Raw genomic sequence first — 15,753 nt, 5'->3', positions numbered from 1 at the left:
TGCCCGGCCGCCTCGGCGAAGATGTCTACGCCGCTCATGCGCCGACTCCGGCGGTGGGCAGGACACGGTCGAGCAGGCCGGAGCAGAACATGGCGAGGGCACCCCGGGGGTTGGCGCCCGGTGGCTCCCCCATCTCGGCCGCCGTGGCCAGCCCGCGCTCGTCCGGCACCTCCCCGGCCAGGGGAAGGCCCAGCAGCTTGGCCAGCTCGCTGCCCGGCAGTCCGTCGGCCGGGCGCCTCCTGGCCACCACCCGGAGATCCCGCACCAACGCGCCCGCGGCACCCACCACACGGCGCCCGGCCGCCATCGCCCGGAGCTCGCCAGGGACGACCAGCAGACCGAGATCCAGCCGGGTGAGCGCCTCGGCGGCGCTCTCGTCCACGGCGCGGGGCAGATCGAGCACCAGCACCCCGCCGCCCCTGCGCGCCGAGGACAGCACCGACCGCATCGCGTCGACCGGCACCCGGACGCCGCTCCGCCGATCCCAGCTGAGCAGGTGGACGCCGTGCAGGGTGGGCAGCGCCTCGTCGAGCGCGGCGCCGGAGAGGCGGCCACGGGCGGAGACGAAGGCCGGCCAGCGCGAGCCCGGCGTCCGCTCCCCGCCGAACAGGACGTCCAGGCCGCCGCCCAGCGGATCGGCGTCCACCAGCACGCTGCGGTGCCCCTGGCGGCCCGCCGTGACCGCGAGCGCGCAGGCGAGCGAGGAGGCGCCTGCGCCGCCGCGACCGCCCAACACCCCGATCGTGAGCGCCGGTTCTCCCGGGCGCTCGACGGCGTCCGCGATGCGCTCGCCAAGCCGTGGCTCGTCGTCGGGCAGCCGCAGCACCTGCTCGACGCCGATCTCCACGCCCCGGGCCCAGACGGTCTGGTCGCCCAGATCCGTGCCCACCAGCAGCACCCCGTCGCGCCTGGCGGGCCATCGGGCCTCGCGGGGATGGACACGGGCGCGATCCTCCCCGATCAGCACCAGTGGCGCTCGGCGCCACTGGGCGGCGGACGGCGAGGCGCCATGCGCCACCTCCGCCTCGGCGCCGGCGGCGGCGCACAGGCGCAGGAGATCGTCGAGGAGTCTCTCGTCCTCGGTGAGGATCAGAATGGAATCGGCCATGGCGGAGCCCTTCGCGTCGGGCGCCCGGTCCGTTGCCGAGCGCGCCTGGACAACACGCCCTCACGGTGACGCGATCCGGGCAGTCATGGGGATCTCGGCCCAAATCTGTGGATAACCAGGCCCCTGTGGAAAAGTCCGTCACCCATAAGAAGGACAACGGCATACGCCGAGAGCACACCAACACGAAGAGTTACTATGTGCGGGGTGCCCGCCGGGGGGAACTCACCGGGGTACGCCCTCACGCGGCGGAGGCGAAAGGAGTCGCTCATGGACGATCCAGCAGCAGGCTCAAGGCGCTGACCAGGCAAAATGCATCCGGACAGGCGACGACCCCCGCCGGGGGGGAGAGCGGGGGTCGTCTTCCACGGCCGACTCGGGGGGGGAGGAGCCGGGCCGGGTTAGCACGGTCGCGAACGATCCGTGACTTCCATGGTGTACCCGAGAGCCTTCTCAGGCAAACCCACGCGCCCCAGGGTACGCCGAATGGCGGGCCCTTATGCTCGGGGCGTGGATAACCTGCCGCAGCCCCGCACCGCCGCGTTCTTCGATCTCGACAAGACGGTCATCGCGAAGTCGAGCGCGGTCACCTTCAGCAGGTCGTTCTATCAGGGCGGGCTGATCAACCGACGTGCCGTACTCCGCACCGCCTACGCCCAGTTCCTCTATCTGCTGGGCGGCGCCGACCACGAGCAGACGGAGCGGATGCGCGAGTACCTCTCGGCGCTCTGTCGCGGCTGGAACGTGCAGCAGGTCAGAGAGATCGTGGCCGAGGCACTGCATCAGGTCATCGATCCGATCATCTACGACGAGGCGGCGTCGCTGATCGAGCGGCACCACGCGGCAGGTCGGGACGTGGTCATCGTCAGCACGTCCGGATCCGAGGTGGTGGAGCCCATCGGCGAACTGCTGGGCGCCGACCGGGTGGTGGCGACCCGGATGGTGGAGGCGGACGGCTGCTACACCGGCGAGGTGGAGTACTACGCCTATGGCCCCACCAAGGCCGAGGCGATCGCCGAGCTGGCCGCGTCCGAGGGATACGACCTGGAACGTTGCTACGCCTACAGCGATTCGGTGACCGATCTGCCGATGCTCCAGACGGTCGGGCATCCGCACGCGGTCAACCCCGACCGGGCGCTGCGCAAGGAAGCGGCGAGCCGGGACTGGCCGGTGCTGACGTTCGAACGGCCCGTGCGGCTGCGCCAGCGCGTCCCGTCCCTCGGCATGCCGTCCCGGCCGGCGCTGGTGGCGACGGCCGCGGTGGCGGCGGCCACCGCCGGTGGGCTGGTGTGGTGGTATGCCAACCGCCGCCGGGGGGCCGGCCGCGTCCTCACCTGAGCCGCGCGCCAGGGCGCCGTCAGCCGGCAGCCGGCAGCCGGCAACTGTCAACCGTCAGGCCGCGCCGCGCTGCAACGCCTCGCAGACCGCCGTCGACTCGCGCGCGCCCAGCTCCACCGCGCGGGCGCAGTGCGCGATCCAACCGGCGACCCCCGCCGGAGTGCCCGTCAGATAGCCGCCCAGCGCGTCCAGATAGACGGCGCGCCCCTGTTCGGCGTGGCCGAGTTCGGCCGGGGTCACCCCCTTGGGGTCAAGACCGCCGCCCACCAGCACGACTCGCGCCGCGGCCCGGGCGACCAGCCCGTTGTGGGTGACGAACGGGCGCAGCGCGAGGAGCTCGCCCTGCACGATGGCGGCCATGACCAGGGCGGGCGCCGATGAGCCGGCGACCACCAGAGCACTCAGGGCCTCAAGTCGAACCGCGACCTCCTCGGCGTCGGGCGCGGTCGGCAGCTCGGCGAGGCCGGACTCGTCGACGGCCTCCCCGGCCAGCCGGGGACGGCCGACCGAGTCCCGCGTCGCCCGCGGCGCCGGTTCGGCGGCGGCCACCAGATGGAGACGGGCGAGCACCCGCAGCGGGGAGGATGGCCAGATCGACAGCGACTCCCCGGCCTCGGCGGTCAGCCGCAGCGCGGCCCCGACCGTTCGCGCCTCGTCCGTCGCCCCGAAGTCGCTGCGGCGGCGCACCTCCTCCAACGGCCAGTCCGCGCCGGCCAGCGCGGCGGAGGCGCGGGCGCCGCGCAGCGCGGCCTCGGCCGACACCTCGGGGCTGCGGCGGCGCATCACGCGGTGGCCGTAGATGGCGTCCACCGCCTGACGGACGCCCGCCACGGCCGCTGGTACGCCGGGCAGTTCGGCCAGCGCGGCCAGCGGATCGGCCCGCGGGGCGCGCCGGGGATCTCTCGGAGGATCGGTCTGCGAATCGGTCAAAGGCCAGGGGCTCATAGCACCGAAGCCTAGGACGAGTCCAGCGATCATCGTCGACTCGTTCGAGTGGACTTCTCCACTCCCCGCGTCAAGGCACCCCTCGCCCGCCACTACGCTAATGAACATGAAGATCGCTTTCGTAGGCAAGGGGGGCAGCGGCAAGACCACGCTGTCCTCGCTGTTCGTCCGGTATCTGGCCGCGCGACGCATCCCGGTGACCGCGGTGGACGCCGACATCAACCAGCACCTCGGGGTGGCGCTCGGCCTCGCCGACGAGGAGGCAGCGGCCCTGCCCCCGCTCGGCGCCCGGCTCCCGCTGATCAAGGACTATCTGCGCGGCGACAACCCCCGGATCCAGTCGGCCGAGACCATGATCAAGACGACCCCGCCCGGAGCGGGCTCGCGGCTGCTGCGGCTGGCCGAGGAGAACCCGGTGTTCGCGGCGTGCGCCCGCTCGGTGCCGCTGGACGACGGCGCCGCGCGGCTGCTGGCCACCGGCCCCTTCACGGCCGACGACCTCGGCGTCGCCTGCTACCACTCCAAGACGGGCGCGGTCGAGCTGTGCCTCAACCACCTGGTGGACGGGCGCGACGAGTACCTGGTGGTGGACATGACCGCCGGCAGCGACTCGTTCGCCTCCGGGCTCTTCACCCGGTTCGACATGACCTTCCTGGTCGCCGAGCCCACCCGCAAGGGCGTCTCCGTCTACCGGCAGTACCGCGAGTACGCCAGGGACTACGGGGTGGCGCTGCGGGTCATCGGGAACAAGGTGCAGGGGCCGGACGATCTCGCGTTCCTGCGGAGCGAGATCGGGGACGATCTGCTCGTCACGCTGGCGCACTCGGACTGGGTCAGGGCGTTGGAGCGCGGCGTGCGGCGCCCGTTCGCCGAGCTTGAGGAGGCCAACGAGGCGGCGCTCGACACCATGTACCGCACGGCGGACGCCGGCTATCCGGACCGGGACTGGGAGCGCTACACCCAGCAGATGGTGCACTTCCACCTGAAGAACGCGGCGAGCTGGGGCAACGACCGAACCGGGGCCGACCTGGCGGCGCAGGTCGACCCCGGTTTCGTGTTGTCGGAGGCGAACAGTCCGCAGCCGGCCTGATCCCTCCGCCCGGCTCGGGATCAGCCGGCCAGGAAGGTCTCCCAGCCGCCGGGCGGGGCCTCTCCCACGCCCAGGCCGCGCAGCCGGTCCAGCACCTCGGGGTCCTGGACGTCCAGCCAGTCGACCAACTGCCGGAAGGACACGCATTCCACGCCCTCGCGTGGGCACAGCTCGGTGATCACGTCAGCGACCGCGTCCATGTAGATGCCGCCGTTCCACTGGTTGAAGTGGTTGCCGATGATCAGCGGCGCCCGGTTGCCCTCGTTGGCGCGGTCGAAGGCGGCGATCAACCCGTCGTGCATCTGGGCCTGCCAGGTGGGCCACATGGCGGGGTCGCCGCTCTCGGGGCCCGACTGGTTGACCATGAAGTTGTAGTCCATGGCGAGGGTCTCGAAGCTCCGCCCCGGCATCGGTACGGACTGGAGCGAGATGTCCCAGACCCCGTTCCGCTGCCCGGGCCAGACCTGTTGGGCGTTGCCGCTGGAGTCGTAGCGGAAGCCCATCTCGGCCGCGGCCGACAGCAGGTTCTCCTGGCCCTCCAGGCAGGGCGCGCGACCGCCGATCAGCTCCTCCTCGTAGTCGAAGGGCAGCGGGTCCGCGTCCGTGAGCCCCGTGGTGCTGCGCCAGTTCTGCACCATCCACTTGGCCTGTTCGATCTCGCTGCGCCAGTCGTCGACCGACCAGCTGTCCACTCCCGTCGGTCCGCAGAAGTGGCCGTTGAAATGGGTGCCGATCTCGTTCCCCTCGTGCCAGGCGAGCCGCAGTTGGTCGAGGGTGTCGGCGATGTGTTCATCGGAGAGATAACCGATGTCGGAGGCGCCCGGCACATGGCCGGGCGGCTCGTATCGCAGGCGCTCGCTCTCCGGCAGCAGATAGATACCCGAGAGGAAGAACGTCATGTCGGCGTCATACCGCTCCCCGATTTCGCGGAATCGGGAGAAGAGTTCGGTGCCGTCCTCGCCGGCGCCGTCCCAGGAGAAAACCACGAACTGTGGCGGCTCCTCACCCGGCGCCAGCGGTTCGGGGGGCGGGGGCTGGTCGGGTTGGGGGCCGGTCACGGCGGTGGAGCCGTCGCCGATGAGCTGGGGCGCGGCTCCGGCGTCGTCCGCGTCCGGGTCCTGACCCGTGTCGCCGCCCTCGCCCGGGGTGGATTCCCCCTGGTCGCCGCCCCGGTCCTGGCCCGGCTCCGCCCCGTTCTCCGCCGAGCAGCTCGCCAGCCCCAGGGCCAGCGCGCCCGTCGCCACCAGGGTCGCCGTCAGCCTTGTCGTACGTCTGACCACCTTGCGTCCTCCCGTTGATCACGCAGCGGTTTGTCCGGTTCGCGATGCATCGCCGCAAACTCTTCCTCTCATCCTTAGAGATGTTTGTATGACAAGCGGTTCCCATGACTTTTTCGCTCCTTCGGAGTAATTCAGCGGCTAAACGAGGGCGCGCTCTAGTACAGCCCTTTGCGCGGCATTACCCTTCATTTACCAAGACTTGGTAAATGCCATAACACCAGTAACGCCGGGGTTTTCTCCCCTCACGGACGGAGACGGAAGATGTCCGCCTGCGCCCCCACTCCCGACTCGACCCAGCCCGATGACAAGACCGCGCCCATCCCCTCGCCGGGCGCCGCGTCAGGGCCACCGCCCATCCCGACCCCAGCGGCCGAGAAGCACTCATCCGCCGGGCCCCCTCGACCGCCCGACGCCTCGCCCGCCGAGCGTCGCCGCGCCGACTTCTCGGCCTCGATCTCCGTCTTCCTGATCGCGCTGCCGCTCTCCCTCGGCATCGCGCTGGCCACCGGCGCCCCGCTCCAGGCGGGGCTGGTGGCAGCCGCGGTCGGGGGCATCCTGGTGGGCGCCCTGGGCGGCGCCCCCCTTCAGGTCAGCGGCCCGGCGGCCGGGCTCACGGTGATCACGGCCGATCTCATCCAGCAGTACGGCTGGCGCACCACCTGCGCCATCACCGCCCTGGCCGGCGTCACCCAGCTCGCGCTCTCCGCCCTGCGCGTGGCCCGATCAGCCCTGATGGTCAGCCCGGCCATCGTGCACGGGATGCTCGCCGGCATCGGGGCCACGATCGCCCTCTCGCAGCTGCACATCGTGCTGGGCGGCGAGCCGGAGAGCTCCGCGATCGACAATCTCGCCGACTTGCCGGGGCAGTTGGCCGACCCACAGCTGGCCCCGCTGACCATCGGCGGGCTGACCGTGGCGGTGCTGCTGCTCTGGCCCCGGCTGCCCGGGCGGGCCGGTGGGCTGACGCGCAGGGCCGTCCCCGCCGCGCTGGCCGCCGTGGTGCTGGCCACGCTCGTCGCCTGGCTGGTGTCCCTACGGGTGCCCCGGGTGGATCTGCCGTCGTGGAGCAGCCACGCGCTGCCGGAGCTGCCCGATGGTCCGGTGCTCGGCCTGCTGGCCACCGTGCTGACGATCACGCTGGTGGCCAGCGTGGAGTCCCTGCTCTCCGCCGTCGCGGTGGACAAGCTGGCGGCTGCCAGGCAGCGGGCCGGCGGCGTCCCGGTGCCGCGAGCCGATCTCGATCGGGAACTGCGCGGGCAGGGCTTCGCCAACGTGGTCTCCGGCTCGCTCGGCGGCCTGCCCGTGACGGGAGTGGCGGTGCGCAGTGCGGCCAACGTCGCGGCTGGCGCGGTCAGCCGACGGTCCACGATCCTCCACGGCTGCTGGGTCCTGCTGGCGACGGGCCTGCTGGTCGGGCTTCTGAAGCAGATCCCGCTGGCCACCCTGGCCGCCCTGGTGATGGTGGTCGGCATCCAGATGGTGAACATCACCCATATCCGCAGCGTCACCAAGCACCGCGAAGTGCTGGTCTACGCGGCCACGGCCCTCGGGGTCACGCTCTTCGGGGTGCTTGAGGGGGTCGGGATCGGCATCGCGATGGCGGTGGCCGTCGCCCTGCACCGGCTGACACACACCAGGATCAGCCAGGAGGTGCTCCCGGACGGCTCCCATCAGGTGCGGGTGCGCGGCCAGCTGACGTTCCTCGCGGTCCCCCGGCTGACGAGGGTGCTGAGCCACATCCCGGAGAAGGCCAGGGTGACGGTCGAGTGCGACAGCACCTTTATCGACCACGCCGCCCACGAGACCCTCCACGACTGGTGTGCCGCCCATCGCGCCCAGGGCGGGACGGCGGAGCTGCCCGGCGAGCTGTCCCAGTCCAGGGGCGAGTTGACGCCCCGGCACCGCTGTCCGCCCTGGCAGTCCTGGCGCAACCACCGCTGCACGGCCGGCGAGGACGAGGCCGGCACGGTCGACTCCTCCAGGACAACACCGGACCAACTCCTCGGTGGCCTGCGGAACTTCCAACGCCGCACGGCGCCGGTGGTCCGCAAGGAGCTGGCCAGGCTCGCGCTCGAAGGGCAACGCCCCGGCCAGCTCTTCCTGACCTGCGCGGACTCCCGCCTGGTCACCAGCATGATCACCTCCAGCGGTCCCGGCGATCTCTTCACCGTGCGCAACATCGGGAATCTGGTGCCCCCGCCCGGCGCGGAGGCCGGGGACGATTCGGTCGGTGCCGCCATCGAGTACGCGCTCACCGAGCTGGGCGTCACCAGCATCACCGTCTGCGGACACTCCGGCTGCGGCGCCATGCGCGCCCTGCACACGGTGGATCAGGGGCAGCGGCCCGCGCCCCCCGGATCGCTCGGCCGCTGGCTGCTGCACGCGCGTCCCAGTGTGGAACGGCTGTCCGCCGGCGCTCCGCCTGGGCTCGACGACAGCCAGGAGGCCGACCCCATCGAGGCGCTCTGCCTCGCCAACGTGATGCAGCAGCTGGATCATCTGGCGCGGTACGAGCGGGTGGCCCAACGGGTGGCCGATGGCACGCTGGAGCTGCGCGGCATGTACTTCCATGTCGGCCGGGCGCAGGCCTATGTCCTGGGCCAGGACGGGGCCAGGGCTCCCGTGTTCGTGGCGGTGCTGCCCGACGGCGGCTCGGGGGTGCCACGAGTGTCGCCGAACGGCGGTCCAACGCCCGTTCGTCGCAGCGGCTGACCGTTCGTCGCGCTGCATACGGATGGCCTTGTCAAAGCCGAGTGGGACTGATGGGGTGTGCTCTGGGACACAATTGACGCCGCGCGGGAGACTGCCGTGTGCGACGGGCGCTGGCCGTCTGTCCTGGCCGACTCGTTCGCATCGTCACCCCGGACGGAGGTGACACCGGCCGCTGACCGTGGCGGGGCGAACAAGGAGGCGTTGTGAGTAACGAGAGCCTGGCCAACCTCATGACGGAGAGCCGGAGGTTCGCGCCTCCCGCCGAGGTGGTCGCGGGTGCCAATGTGACCGCGACCTCCTATGAGGCGGCGGCCGATGACCGGCTGGGATTCTGGGCGGAGCAGGCCCGACGGCTGAGTTGGGAACGCGAGCCCACGCAGACGCTGGACTGGTCCAATCCGCCCTTCGCCAAATGGTTCGCCGACGGCAAGCTCAACGTCGCCTACAACTGCGTCGACCGCCATGTCGAGGCCGGCCACGGGGATCGTGTCGCCATCCACTTCGAGGGCGAGCCGGGGGACTCCCGCGCCATCACCTACGCGGAGTTGCAGCGTGAGGTGTCGCAGGCGGCCAACGCGCTGATCGAGCTGGGGGTCGCCACCGGCGACCGGGTCGCCATCTATATGCCGATGATCCCCGAAGCCGTGATCGCGATGCTCGCCTGCGCCAGGATCGGCGCCCCGCATTCGGTGGTCTTCGGCGCCTTCTCCGCCGACGCCCTGGCCACCCGGATCGAGGACGGCGACGCGCGGGTGGTGATCACCTCGGACGGCGGCTACCGCCGAGGCGCCCCGTCAGCGCTCAAGCCCACCGTGGACGAGGCGCTCACCCGCCCCGGCGCCGCCGAGGTGCGCAACGTCGTGGTGGTACGCCGCACGGGTCAGGACATCCCCTGGACCGAGGGCCGCGATCTGTGGTGGCACGACGTGGTGGGCCGCCAGTCCGAGGAGCACACGCCGGAGGCGTTCGACGCCGAGCACCCCCTCTTCATCCTCTACACCTCGGGCACCACGGGTAAGCCCAAGGGCATCCTGCACACCACCGGCGGCTACCTCACCCAGACCGCGTACACCCACCACGCCGTCTTCGACCTCAAGCCGGAGACCGACGTCTACTGGTGTACCGCCGACATCGGCTGGGTCACGGGCCACTCCTACATCGTCTACGGCCCGCTGGCCAACGGCGCCACGGAGGTGCTCTACGAGGGCACCCCCAACACCCCCCACAACGGCCGCTGGTGGGAGATCGTCGAGAAGTACCGGGTCACCATCCTCTACACCGCGCCCACCGCCATCCGCACCTGCATGAAGTGGGGCGACGACGTTCCCGCCGGGTTCGACCTCTCCAGCCTGCGGGTGCTGGGCTCCGTGGGCGAGCCCATCAACCCCGAGGCATGGATCTGGTACCGCAAGCACATCGGCGCCGAGCGCACCCCCGTGGTGGACACCTGGTGGCAGACGGAGACGGGCGCGATGATGATCAGCCCGCTGCCCGGGGTCACGCTCGCCAAGCCCGGCTCGGCGCAGACCCCGCTCCCCGGGATCAGCGCCACCGTGGTCGACGACGACGGCGTCGAGGTCGCCAACGGCTCCGGCGGCTATCTCGTTCTCACCGAGCCCTGGCCCTCGATGCTCCGCACCATCTGGGGCGACGACCAGCGGTTCCTCGACACCTACTGGTCCCGTTTCGAGGGCAAGTACTTCGCCGGCGACGGCGCCAAGAAGGACGACGACGGCGATATCTGGCTGCTGGGCCGCGTGGACGACGTGATGCTGGTCTCCGGGCACAACATCTCGACGACCGAGGTGGAGTCCGCGCTGGTCAGCCACCCCCGGATCGCCGAGGCCGCCGTGGTCGGCGCCACCGACCCGCAGACCACCCAGGCCATCTGCGCCTTTGTGATCCTGCGCGGTGGGGTGCCCCAGGAGGAGGGCCTGATCGAGGAGCTGCGGGCGCATGTCGCCAAGGAGTTGGGCCCGATCGCCAAGCCCAAGCGCATCCTCGCGGTCGACGAGCTGCCCAAGACCCGCTCCGGGAAGATCATGCGCCGGCTGTTGCGCGATGTCGCGGAGAACCGCGAGTTGGGTGATGTCACCACGCTCACCGACCCGGCCGTGATGGATCTGATCCAGACCAAGCTCCCCTCCGCCGCCTCCGAGGACTGACGGCCGGAAGCTGACGGCCGGAAACTGACAGCCGGAACTGACGGCCGAGGACCGCCGGCCGAGAACGGGGCTTCGAGAAGGGGGCTTCGAGGCCAGGCCGCGCGCGAACGGCGCGCAAGCGCGCTCAGGGGCGCCCGATCACCGATCGGGCGCCCCTATAGCATGTGGCCCACCACTCCCCAGGGCGACGAGGTGTCGCGACTGACGCATCACCACGGCACTACTACTGTCACGTGCACCTACCGCAATCACGCCAGGAGAGAAAGAGGGAACGCGATGAGCGCAGCCGACGAGGGGCGCAGCCTCGGAGAGTTGGTCGCCTCGGCCACCAGCGAGCTGTCCGGCCTGGTGCACGACGAGATCGCACTGGCCAAGGCCGAGATCCGACAGGACGTCAAACGCGCCCTGTTCGGCAGTGTCGCCGGGGTGCTCGCGGCCGGTCTGCTGCTGTTCGCGGTGCCGCTGCTGAGCTTCGCCCTGGCGTTCTGGCTGCGCAACTGGTGGGATCTGCCGCTGGCCATCGCCTGCCTGATCGTCGGCGGCCTGTATATCGTGATCGCCCTGCTGCTCGCCCTGTGGGCCAAGGTCAAGATCGGCCGGATCTCGCCGCCGGAGCGCTCCATCCGCTCCGCCAAGGAGTCCGCGGCCGTGATCTCCCGCGCCAGGCCGCACCCACGTCCCGCTCCCCAGGACCGTGCGGGCTCCCCCACATGAGCAACGCCGACCAGTCCGGGATGCGCTCCTCGGTCATCCTTCGGGAGGGGCCGTGGACCCATCGTGACGTCGCGGCCAACGGCGCGCGGTTCCATATCGCCGAGTTGGGCGAGGGGCCGCTGGTCCTGTTGTTGCACGGGTTTCCCCAGTTCTGGTGGACCTGGCGGCATCAGTTGACGGCGCTGGCCGACGCCGGGTTCCGCGCGGTGGCCATGGATCTGCGCGGAGTGGGGGGCAGCGACCGCACCCCCCGGGGCTACGATCCGGCCAATCTCGCGCTCGATGTCACCGGCGTCATCCGCTCCCTGGGGGAGCCGGACGCCGCACTGGTCGGTCATGATCTGGGGGGCTATCTCGCCTGGACGGCGGCGGTGATGCGGCCCAAGCTGGTGCGCCGGCTGGCCGTCTCGTCGATGCCCCATCCGCGCAGCTGGCGTTCGTCGCTGCTGCGCGATCCGCGGCAGACCGCGGCGAGTCGCTATATCTGGGGGTTCCAGCGGCCCTGGCTGCCGGAGCGGCAGCTGGTCGCCGACGAGGCCGCCGAGGTCGGCGAGCTGCTGCGCGCGTGGTCGGGGCCGCGCCAGCCGGAGCCGGCCGATGTGCTGGCCTACCGCCAGGCGATGTGTGTGCCCTCGACGGCGCACTGCGCGATCGAGCCCTACCGCTGGATGGTGCGGTCCATCGCCCGTCCGGACGGCGTCCAGTTCAACCGGCGGATGAAGCGGCCGGTGCTGGTGCCCACGCTGCATCTGCACGGCTCGCTCGATCCGGTGCTGCGCACCAGGAGTTCGGCGGGCTCGGGGGAGTACGTCGAGGCGCCGTACCGCTGGCGGCTCTTCGACGGCCTCGGCCACTTCCCGCACGAGGAGGACCCGGGGGCCTTCAGCACCGAGCTGATCGACTGGCTGCGGGACCCGGAACCGGACCGTTAGCGACGTCCGGCGGTCAGGCGCCCCGTGCGTACCTCGGGCCCCCGGCGCACCCCGCTCGTTCCCACCTGGTGACAGTCCGTTGGCAACTGCCAGACGCATACGCCTACGGACTTCGCTGCCGGGAGATTACTGACCTTGGACCACGGGCAGGGACGAGTTATGGGCTGGACGCACGAATACCGTGACGTGGCACGTGAACCAAGCGGCAATGGAGCCGCCACCCGGGCGCGAAGCACCGCTCGTAGCATTCGGGGTGGCCCATTGCCTGATCCGGAGATCGGCTTTCCGGATATCCTGCGTCGTCGCGCACGCTGGGTCAGCGTGCGCCTGCGACACCCGCGCGGCTGAGCCCCACGCTCCGCTCCCGCGTACTCGACCAATCCTCCGACACCCCCCACATCGCTTCCGAACGGCCGTCATGTCGGCGTGCAACGCCCGCTGTTCACCGGCCGTTCGGCGGCGTGCCCACGCGCGGCCACCTCCCTGACCTCGTCGGCGGTGAGCGCGTAGCCCGTGCTGCCGTCGTCCAGGGAGCGGGCGAAGACCACGCCGAGCACCTCGCCCTCGGGGCTGAGCAGCGGCCCGCCCGAGTTGCCCGGCAGGACGGTGGCGTGCAGGGCGTAGACGTCCCTGCTCACCGCGCGGTCGCGGTAGATGTCGGGGCCCCTGGCGCTGAACCGGTCGGCGACACGGGCCGGGCCGACGTCGAACGGGCCGCTCTCGGGGAAGCCGGCGATGGCCGCGTCGTCTCCCGAGACCGCGTCCCTGGCGCTGAACCTGAGCGAGGGCGCCGGCAGGCCGGGGACGTGGAGCACCGCGAGGTCCCGCGCCGGGTCGTAGAGCACCACCTCGCCGAAGAACGGCTCGCCCTCGCCGCCGATCCGCACCAGCGGTTCCACCACACCGCCGACCACATGGGCGTTGGTCATGACCTTGCCGTTGGCGAAGACGAACCCGGTGCCCTCCAGCGCGCGCCCGCAGGCGGGCGCCACCCCCGTCACGCTGACCACGGACCGCCGCGCCGTCCGGACCAGCCGCTCCCCCGCGACGGCCGGATCGGGCGGCGGCACCCGGGTGGCGGGGGCGGTGCCGAACGGGGCGAACACCTGGGGCAGCCCTGACGGCGCCAACAGGCCGCGCACCCCGGCGACCCAGGAGTCGGCGGCGCCCGGCACCGCGCGGGAGACGCCGAACAGGACACGGGACGAGCGCAGTTCCCGGCCGAACGCGCCCGGCGTCGTCAACGCCAGCGTCGAGCCGAGCAGCCAGGCGATCAACAGCAGGGTCAGCACATGCGCCAGGGCGCCGCCTGCGGCGTCGGCGACCCTGGCGGGGGACCAGGCGATGCGGCCCCGCAGCCCGTGCGCCCAGCGGCTGGCGAGGGCCTGCCCGAGCACCGCGGCGAGCAGCGCCAGCAGCCCGGCGCCCAGGGCGCCGGCCGGCCCGATGTCGCCCGGCCCGAGCGGTGTGAGCGCCAGGCTCACCAGCAGCGCGCCGGCCAGGAACCCGATGGCCGAGGAGAGCCCGACGAGCAGCCCCCGGCGGTATCCGACGACCGCGAGACATCCCGCCGTCAGCACCAGCAGGACGTCAACGGCGTTCACCCGGCCACGGTCTCACGCGGCCGGGCGGGTCTCACGCCGAGTGATCCAACGGGACCACGCGCTCGTCGTCCCAGGGCAGCTCCCAGCCCGCGTAGTGGAGGATCCGGTCGATGACGCCGGCGGTGAAGCCCCAGACCAGGGTGTCGGCGACCAGGAAGCAGGGCCCTCGGTAGCCGCTGGGGTGCACCGCGGTCGCGCGGTGTTCCCGGTCGGCCAGGCGGGCCACGGGGACGGTGAAGACGCGGGCCGTCTCCGCCGGATCCACGGGCGACACCGGCGTCGGCTTCTGCCACCAGCCGAGCACGGGGGAGACCACGAACCGGCTGACGGGGATGTAGAGCCTCGGCAGCGTGGCGAAGATCCGGACGCCGGCCGGATCGAGGCCCGTCTCCTCCTCGGCCTCGCGCAGCGCCGCCCGCCAGGGCCCGTCGCCCTCGGGGTCGCCGTCCTCAGGATCCAACGAGCCGCCGGGGAAGGAGGCTTGGCCGGCGTGCTGCCGCAGGCTGCTGGCCCGCTCAAGGAGCAGCAGCTCGGGCCCGTCGGGGCCCTCGCCGAAGAGCACCAGCACGGCGGACGGGCGCCCGCCGTCGGCCGGCGGCAGGAAGTCGCTCAGCTGCCGGGGCTCGATGGTGCGCGCCGCCAGGGCCAGCGGCTCAAGCCAGCCGGGCAGCTCGACCCGCCCGCCGTCGGGCAGGGCACCGGGGGCGAAGCCCCCTGGCTCCCGGAACGGGGCGGGTTCGTGGGCGCTGGTCATGGAGGAGGGCTCCCTCGGCAGGGGTCGGGTGGCTGCTGCGGGCCGGGACGGGGCCGGCCCGAGGCGCCGTCAGCCGGCCGTGGCGGCGCCGAGCGGCGGCGCGGGGCGGCCCGGATAGTCGGGCGGGGGCTTGAGCCGCTGGCCGGGCTGCCCGCCCATCTCGTACTTCAGAAGCTTGCGCGCCTTCTCCGGATCCGTCTCGCCCTCGCCGAACGAGGGGCAGAGATGCGCGATGGGGCAGACGCCGCAGGCGGGCTTGCGGGCGTGGCAGATGCGGCGGCCGTGGAAGATCACGCGGTGCGAGAGCATCGTCCAGTCCTTCCTGGGGAAGATCTCGGCCACCTCGGCCTCGATCTTCACCGGGTCCTGCGCCCGGGTCCACTGCCAGCGGTGGACCAGCCGCTGGAAGTGTGTGTCGACCGTGATGCCGGGGCGGCCGAACGCATTGCCCAGCACCACATGCGCCGTCTTGCGGCCCACGCCCGGGAGCGTCACCAGATCCTCAAGCCGGCCGGGGACCGTGCCGTCGAAGCGGTCCCGCAGGGCCGTGGAGAGGCCGATCAGGGACTTGGCCTTGTTGCGGAAGAAGCCCGTGGGGCGGATGAGCTGCTCCAGCACCTCGGGCTCGGCCGCCGCCAGATCCTCGGGCGTCGGGTAGGCGGCGAACAGCTTGGGCGTCGTCTGGTTGACCCTGAGGTCCGTCGTCTGGGCGGAGAGCACCGTGGCGACGAGCAGCTCGAAGGAGTTGTCGAAATCCAGCTCGGGGTGCGCGTAGTAGTACACCTCGCCCAGCGCGCGGTTGATCCTGCGGGCCCGGCGCACCATGGCCAGCCGGCTCTCCGGCTGGCCTCCCCGGCCAGCGCCACCCGGCTTCGGGGACCGCTCGGCGGCTCCGACCGGGGACGTGCTCACCCGTCCGGCCTTGCCTCGTTCGCCCTCAGCGGAATCCTGACGTGCGTTCACCCGGGTGGCCCTCACTTTCTCCTGCCTCACCGCCTGCGCGCCATGCGCCCGTTGGCCACCCGGCCAGCGTAAACGGCTCCTGCGACATTCGCCCTTCCCCTGGCGAAATCACCGTCCGAACGGGCCCCTGCCGTGGGCGGGTGCGGATCGG

Annotated in this window: 13 protein-coding genes; 7 read left to right on the top strand and 6 right to left on the bottom strand. The window is 71.9% G+C overall.

All coding sequences use genetic code 11. From position 1 onward, the window contains the following. Nucleotides 1-34 precede the first annotated feature (34 nt). A complete protein-coding gene (gene ssd / locus K4G22_RS16230; RefSeq protein ID WP_228080951.1) occupies nt 35-1,108 on the bottom strand; it encodes a septum site-determining protein Ssd in 1,074 nt (357 codons plus the stop codon). A gap of 483 nt (nt 1,109-1,591) precedes the next feature. Between ssd and K4G22_RS16225 the strand changes: the two genes are divergently transcribed. Next, on the top strand, nt 1,592-2,443 hold the full coding sequence (locus K4G22_RS16225; protein ID WP_228080950.1) for an HAD family hydrolase: 852 nt from the start codon (nt 1,592-1,594) through the stop codon (nt 2,441-2,443). A 54-nt stretch (nt 2,444-2,497) separates the two neighbouring features. Here the strand turns inward: K4G22_RS16225 and K4G22_RS16220 are convergent, their stop codons facing one another. Beyond that, complete coding sequence (locus K4G22_RS16220) at nt 2,498-3,388, bottom strand: Fic family protein (RefSeq protein WP_228080949.1); 891 nt, start codon at nt 3,386-3,388, stop codon at nt 2,498-2,500. Between the two features lie 106 nt (nt 3,389-3,494). Here K4G22_RS16220 and K4G22_RS16215 point away from each other — a divergent pair, with 106 nt between their 5' ends. After that, on the top strand, nt 3,495-4,478 hold the full coding sequence (locus K4G22_RS16215; protein WP_228080948.1) for an ATP-binding protein: 984 nt from the start codon (nt 3,495-3,497) through the stop codon (nt 4,476-4,478). Between the two features lie 20 nt (nt 4,479-4,498). Here the strand turns inward: K4G22_RS16215 and K4G22_RS16210 are convergent, their stop codons facing one another. Beyond that, nucleotides 4,499-5,758 (bottom strand): polysaccharide deacetylase family protein, encoded by a 1,260-nt coding sequence (locus K4G22_RS16210; protein ID WP_228080947.1) that lies wholly within the window; start codon nt 5,756-5,758, stop codon nt 4,499-4,501. 261 nt (nt 5,759-6,019) lie between these two features. Here K4G22_RS16210 and K4G22_RS16205 point away from each other — a divergent pair, with 261 nt between their 5' ends. From K4G22_RS16205 to K4G22_RS16185, 5 genes are all read left to right on the top strand, one after another. Beyond that, entirely contained in the window at nt 6,020-8,470 is a 2,451-nt protein-coding gene (locus K4G22_RS16205) for a SulP family inorganic anion transporter (RefSeq protein ID WP_228080946.1), read from the top strand. Nucleotides 8,471-8,673: 203 nt separating this feature from the next. Further along, nucleotides 8,674-10,635: an acetate--CoA ligase gene (gene acs, locus K4G22_RS16200; RefSeq protein ID WP_228080945.1), complete on the top strand. Its 1,962-nt coding sequence runs from the start codon at nt 8,674-8,676 to the stop codon at nt 10,633-10,635. A 276-nt stretch (nt 10,636-10,911) separates the two neighbouring features. Continuing rightward, nucleotides 10,912-11,349 (top strand): phage holin family protein, encoded by a 438-nt coding sequence (locus K4G22_RS16195; RefSeq protein WP_228080944.1) that lies wholly within the window; start codon nt 10,912-10,914, stop codon nt 11,347-11,349. Further along, nucleotides 11,346-12,281 carry an alpha/beta fold hydrolase gene (locus K4G22_RS16190; protein ID WP_228080943.1) on the top strand — a complete coding sequence of 312 codons (936 nt, stop codon included), beginning with the start codon at nt 11,346-11,348 and terminating at the stop codon, nt 12,279-12,281. The genes K4G22_RS16195 and K4G22_RS16190 overlap by 4 nt, the downstream gene beginning before the upstream one ends. A gap of 159 nt (nt 12,282-12,440) precedes the next feature. Continuing rightward, entirely contained in the window at nt 12,441-12,629 is a 189-nt protein-coding gene (locus K4G22_RS16185; protein ID WP_228080942.1) for a hypothetical protein, read from the top strand. A gap of 68 nt (nt 12,630-12,697) precedes the next feature. Here K4G22_RS16185 and K4G22_RS16180 read toward each other — a convergent pair whose 3' ends face one another. The 3 genes from K4G22_RS16180 to nth all read right to left on the bottom strand — a co-directional run bounded on the left by K4G22_RS16180 (nt 12,698) and on the right by nth (nt 15,551). Continuing rightward, nucleotides 12,698-13,885 (bottom strand): MarP family serine protease, encoded by a 1,188-nt coding sequence (locus tag K4G22_RS16180; protein WP_228080941.1) that lies wholly within the window; start codon nt 13,883-13,885, stop codon nt 12,698-12,700. A gap of 31 nt (nt 13,886-13,916) precedes the next feature. Beyond that, complete coding sequence (locus tag K4G22_RS16175) at nt 13,917-14,639, bottom strand: NUDIX hydrolase (protein WP_228080940.1); 723 nt, start codon at nt 14,637-14,639, stop codon at nt 13,917-13,919. Between the two features lie 69 nt (nt 14,640-14,708). Then, nucleotides 14,709-15,551, bottom strand: a complete 843-nt coding sequence (gene nth / locus K4G22_RS16170; RefSeq protein WP_228080939.1) for an endonuclease III — start codon at nt 15,549-15,551, stop codon at nt 14,709-14,711. Nucleotides 15,552-15,753: the final 202 nt, after the last annotated feature.

It is taken from the genome of Streptomyces profundus (assembly GCF_020740535.1).
Lineage (GTDB): Bacteria > Actinomycetota > Actinomycetes > Streptomycetales > Streptomycetaceae > Streptomyces > Streptomyces profundus.
This window is presented reverse-complemented; position numbering and strand designations above follow the sequence as displayed.

Coding starts and splice junctions, on each gene's coding strand:
- ssd (WP_228080951.1), bottom strand. CDS start 1,108: ATGGCCGATTCCATTCTGATCCTCACCGAGGACGAGAGACTCCTCGAC.
- K4G22_RS16225 (WP_228080950.1), top strand. CDS start 1,592: ATGGCGGGCCCTTATGCTCGGGGCGTGGATAACCTGCCGCAGCCCCGC.
- K4G22_RS16220 (WP_228080949.1), bottom strand. CDS start 3,388: ATGAGCCCCTGGCCTTTGACCGATTCGCAGACCGATCCTCCGAGAGAT.
- K4G22_RS16215 (WP_228080948.1), top strand. CDS start 3,495: ATGAAGATCGCTTTCGTAGGCAAGGGGGGCAGCGGCAAGACCACGCTG.
- K4G22_RS16205 (WP_228080946.1), top strand. CDS start 6,020: ATGTCCGCCTGCGCCCCCACTCCCGACTCGACCCAGCCCGATGACAAG.
- K4G22_RS16195 (WP_228080944.1), top strand. CDS start 10,912: ATGAGCGCAGCCGACGAGGGGCGCAGCCTCGGAGAGTTGGTCGCCTCG.
- K4G22_RS16190 (WP_228080943.1), top strand. CDS start 11,346: ATGAGCAACGCCGACCAGTCCGGGATGCGCTCCTCGGTCATCCTTCGG.
- K4G22_RS16185 (WP_228080942.1), top strand. CDS start 12,441: ATGGGCTGGACGCACGAATACCGTGACGTGGCACGTGAACCAAGCGGC.
- K4G22_RS16175 (WP_228080940.1), bottom strand. CDS start 14,639: ATGACCAGCGCCCACGAACCCGCCCCGTTCCGGGAGCCAGGGGGCTTC.